Genomic DNA, 3,279 nt, shown 5'->3' with positions numbered 1-3,279 from the left:
AGGTGTTTGTTGGAGTTAAAACACACCAGGTATATAGAGGCCACAAACCCCCATACAACAACCCCCCCCCCCCCCCCGGCCCCCCCCCCCCCACCACAGTGGAGCCGCTAGCCGACCTGGTACGGCTCCGGGTTCTCGCGGCGCTCGTCCAGCTCGCGCTCGGTCTCGTCCGGCTCGCCCCAGTCGCGGCGCGACCACGGCAGGACACCCCAGAACCCGACGAAGAACAGGCCCGTGAACAGCGAGATGATCAGCGCGGCCGGCCAGGGCAGGACGTAGTCGGTGATCAGCAGGACCGACGCGACCATCGCGACGAGCATGAAGAACAGGCCGCCGGTGGCGACCTTGTGCGCGTACTTCACGAGCTCGGGCTTGCGGCCCTGCCGGAACAGCGCCCGGTGGAACGCGACCGGCGAGATGATCAGCGCGGTGGCGCACGCGGCCGCGATCAGCGCGACCACGTACACGTCCTTCTGGAAGGGCGTCGCCCGCGGGAAGCCGTTGCTGAACGGCAGCGTCAGCAGGAACGCGAACAGGATCTGCACGCCGGTCTGCGCGACCCGCAACTCCTGGAGCAGGTCGCTGAAGTTGCGGTCCCACCGTTGCTTCTCGGTCTCCCCGGTCATGCCGTCCCCTCCGCCGCCTGTGAATTCCAGGCACAGTTCCCGAACGGATTTCGCGTGAAACCTGCTCAGAACCGCCACGCGAGCCAGTCGCGGAGGTGCTCGGCCGTCTCGGCCAGCGGCGGCACCCCGGCAAGGGCGAGGACGACGACGGTGGTGACGGTGACGGCGAGGACCGTCAGGTCGACGACCAGCGTGTCGCCGTCCTCCAGCCGGACGAGCAGGACCAGGCCGATCGCCGCCCAGCTGACCAGCTGGAGAACGAGCGAGCTGGCCACCCACGCCACCCATTCGCCGACCGAGAACCCGACGTCCGTCGACACGGTGGTCAGCGTCGCGATGACGAGCCCGGACGCGGCCGCCGCGACGGTCTGGCCGGCGAGGACCGCCGCCCGGACCCGGCGTCCCCGGCGCAGCTCGGAGCGGTTCAGGTCCGCGGCGTGCGCGGCCAGCCGCGCGATCCGCTGCCGCAGCTCCGGCGAGGTCACCTCGTCGTAGGGCGCGTGCTGCCAGCGGCGCAGGCCCACCTCGCGCACGAAACGATCCCGGGCGTCGGCCGCGCCCGCGTTGTGCAGCCCGTCGGCCACCGCGGACACGCGGTCGGCCGGGCACCGCGCCGCGGCGTCCACGAGCAGGTCGACGGTGCCCGGGCGACGGGCGATCGCCGCGACCGACGCGCTCACCTCGCGCCACGTGCGCCGGTGGAGGTCTCCAACCAGCGCCCGACCGAGGCGGCCGTCGGCGAGTCCCCGCACCACTTCGGCCAACGGCTCCACCGCGAGCCGGAGCGCGAGGACGCGCACGAGGCGGTCGGCCAGGTCCGGCCGGTCGGCGTCGAGGTCGTGCAGCAACGCCACGACCTCGGCCGCCGGCCACCGCGTCACCCGGGCCATGAGCCGTGGCGCGTGCCGGCGATGGTCGGCGTCGGCGACGCGCAGGATCGTGGTGAACTCGGCGCGGCCGCGTGACTCGGCCGCGTCCAGCGCCACCGTCAGCGACCGGCCGTCGTCGAGGTCGGCCAGGGCCGCCACGAGCGCGGCGACCTGGCCTGCCGCCCGCCGCGCGGTCGCACCGCGCACCGCGGTGTCGGCGTCGTCGTCGGCGCCGCCGGCCCGCAGACCCGTCGCGAGCGCCGCGACGCGGTCCGTGCCCAGTTCGTCGGCGGAGCCGAGCACCCGGTCCGCGACCCGGCCACCACCGGCCCGACGCAACGCCGTGACCAGCAGCGCGATGTCGCCCGCCGGTCGCAGGCGCCCCCCGGCCAGCACGGCGGTGACCACCGGGTCGGCCGCACCGACCAGCAACTCCGTGACCTCGTCGGGGGTGCTGGTCCGGCCGGCCTCCACCAGCGCCGGTCGGCGACCGTCCACAGCCGGGAGGCTAGCCGCTGCACCGCCGGGCGCGCGTACCCGTGGAAAATGATCTGGTGCTGCCCGACGAACCCGACCTGCCGATCCGCCGCGTGCTGCCGGCGGTACGCGCGGCGCTCGACGCGCACGGCAGCGCCGTCCTGGTGGCACCACCGGGCACCGGCAAGACCACCCTCGTGCCGCTCGACCTGGCCGGCCACGGCAACGTGCTGGTCGCCGAGCCGCGCCGGCTCGCGACGCGGGCGGCCGCCCGGCGGATGGCTTCGCTCGTGGGGTCGCGGGTCGGGGGCTCGGTCGGGTACGCGGTGCGCGGCGACCGGCGGACCTCCGCGGACACGCGGGTCGAGGTGGTGACCACCGGGCTGCTGGTCCGGCGGCTCCAGCACGATCCGGCGCTCGACGGCGTCGACACCGTGATCCTCGACGAGTGTCACGAGCGGCACCTGGACTCCGACCTCGCGTTGGCGTTCTGCGTCGACGTGCGCGCCAACCTGCGTCCCGACCTGCGGCTGTTGGCCACGTCGGCGACCGCGGACACCGCGCGCCTGGCCGCCCTGCTCGGGCCGACCGTGACCGCCGACGACGCGCTGCATCCGGTCGAGGTGGTCTGGGCGCCGCCCGCGAAGGTGGATCCGCCGCACGGGTCGCGGGTGGACCCGCGGCTGCTCGACCACGTTGCGGCAACGACCCGGCGGGCGTTCCGCGAGCGGACCGGTGACGTCCTGGTGTTCCTGCCCGGGGCGGGCGAGATCGGCGCCGTCGCGCGGCGGTTGGTCGACCTGCCGGTGCGGTCACTGCTCGGGCGGCAGGACGCGGCCGCACAGGACGCGGTGCTGCGGCCCTCGGAGACGCGCCGGATCGTGCTCGCGACGGCGGTGGCGGAGAGCAGCCTCACGGTGCCGGGTGTACGGGTCGTCGTCGACGCGGGTCTGGCCCGCGTGCCGCGCACCGACCACGCGCGCGGACTCGGTGCGCTCGTCACGGTGCCGGTGTCGAAGGCGGGCGCCGAGCAGCGGGCCGGGCGGGCCGGGCGGGAGGCGCCGGGGACCGTCTACCGCTGCTGGTCGGAGGCGGCCCACGACCGGCTGCCGGCGCGGCCCGAGCCGGAGATCGCGGCCGCCGACCTGACCGGGTTCGCGCTCGACCTGGCGTTGTGGGGTGCGCCGGACGGCTCGGGGCGACACCGCCGGCGCTGCCGAGGCAGCGCCGGCCCTGGTGGGCGATGTCGCAGCGGGTGATCAGCGGCTGCAACGGGCCCAGCTCGTGCGCGACCAGCAGCACGGTGG

Annotated in this window: 2 protein-coding genes and 1 pseudogene; 1 reads left to right on the top strand and 2 read right to left on the bottom strand. The window is 75.1% G+C overall.

The window, feature by feature from the left end:
* Nucleotides 1-107: 107 nt before the first annotated feature.
* The gene (locus tag AB0H87_RS39900) at nucleotides 108-626 is read right to left on the bottom strand and encodes a DUF6328 family protein (protein ID WP_360158429.1); all 519 of its coding nucleotides are present in this window, start codon (nucleotides 624-626) and stop codon (nucleotides 108-110) included.
* Between the two features lie 65 nt (nucleotides 627-691).
* A complete protein-coding gene (locus tag AB0H87_RS39895) occupies nucleotides 692-1,993 on the bottom strand; it encodes a hypothetical protein (protein WP_360158426.1) in 1,302 nt (433 codons plus the stop codon).
* Between the two features lie 56 nt (nucleotides 1,994-2,049).
* On the opposite strand from AB0H87_RS39895, the pseudogene AB0H87_RS39890 reads away from it, so the two are divergent.
* Nucleotides 2,050-3,171: pseudogene (locus AB0H87_RS39890) on the top strand (DEAD/DEAH box helicase); the annotation flags it as partial.
* Nucleotides 3,172-3,279: the final 108 nt, after the last annotated feature.

The sequence above is a fragment of the Asanoa sp. NPDC050611 genome (assembly GCF_040654855.1).
In the GTDB taxonomy this organism is placed as follows: Bacteria; Actinomycetota; Actinomycetes; order Mycobacteriales; family Micromonosporaceae; genus Asanoa.
This window is presented reverse-complemented; position numbering and strand designations above follow the sequence as displayed.